This is a genomic window from Vibrio sp. YT-15 (assembly GCF_033337445.1).
GTDB classification, from domain to species: domain Bacteria; phylum Pseudomonadota; class Gammaproteobacteria; order Enterobacterales; family Vibrionaceae; genus Vibrio; species Vibrio alginolyticus.
This window is the reverse complement of record NZ_JAWOQR010000178.1, coordinates 1-1,031: the sequence shown is the minus strand read 5'-3', so window position 1 is coordinate 1,031 and position 1,031 is coordinate 1. Positions and strand designations below refer to the sequence as shown.

Annotated in this window: 1 protein-coding gene; it reads right to left on the bottom strand. The window is 45.9% G+C overall.

Annotation, left to right across the window (positions count from 1 at the left end):
- On the bottom strand, positions 1–940 hold a 940-nt coding region (locus R7D93_RS26130), incomplete at its 3' end, for a paraquat-inducible protein A (RefSeq protein ID WP_318129660.1).
- Positions 941–1,031 lie beyond the last annotated feature (91 nt).

Sequence of the window (1,031 nt, the reverse complement as noted above, 5' to 3'; positions counted from 1 at the left end):
AGGAGCCTAAATGCCACAGCAAGATGACGCCTTCCATAATGGTTGAACCTTCTGAGTGCCCAAGACTGACGGTATACATCATAGGGTAGAGGTTTGCTGGGATATAAAAAATCACCGAGGCAAACAACAATGCCCACGCTTTTTGTAGGTTCTCGCTCGGGTTGTATTCGTGAAGTCGACTGTAACAGCGAATACAGCGCTGATGTTTTTTATCCTCGATGGGATTGAGTTGGTGGCAAGTGTGGCAACCGATGTGATTGTGGTTGTGGTGAGTGTCACCTTCTTTGACGCTTGGTAACTCGATTGCCGGAATAAAGTGCCCCCACAGCCAGCTTTTATCGACCATCGAAATGCATTTCACCACCAATATTGTGTATACGCAAAACGCCCAAAACGAGCTGCCCATTCCGATGTCGGCCAGAGACGCAATTTTAATTAAGCTCACCAATACGCCAATTAAAAACACATCGACCATTAACCACGGTTCAACTCGAAACAGAATTCGGCAAAGTACTTTGGCCATACGCTGCTGCTTTTTAGACGGCGGATGGTTGCGAACTTTTAACGCCTCAAGGTGCAGAAAAAGGATCAAACCCACATAGATAGCTGGCAAAACGACGACCGTCGCGAGCAGAAGCGCACCAAGAAGGGCGTTTTGAAATTCAGCCAGCATTTTGGCTGCGTGAAGTAGAGTGATCTCTTGCGACAACCCTTGCACGCTGAATGACATGAATGAGAAAGAGATACTGAGCACCAGCATGATCAAACACGCAGACGATACCGCAATCACGCTTTGATAAGGCTTGGCGTTAATTTTTGTAAGTGAATGCGAACATCGAGGGCATTGAGCTTTTTGCCCTTGCTCGATCTCCGGAATGCGGACGACAAGGCCACATTCTTCGCAAGAAATTAACTGACGTGAATTAGGTTGAATACTCATTGGGTAGGTTTTGAATTCATTTGTCCTAAGAATACTCTGTTTTCACTAGACACGCTTGTGTTGATTCAGGAGTTTACGAGTTTCTTACTTT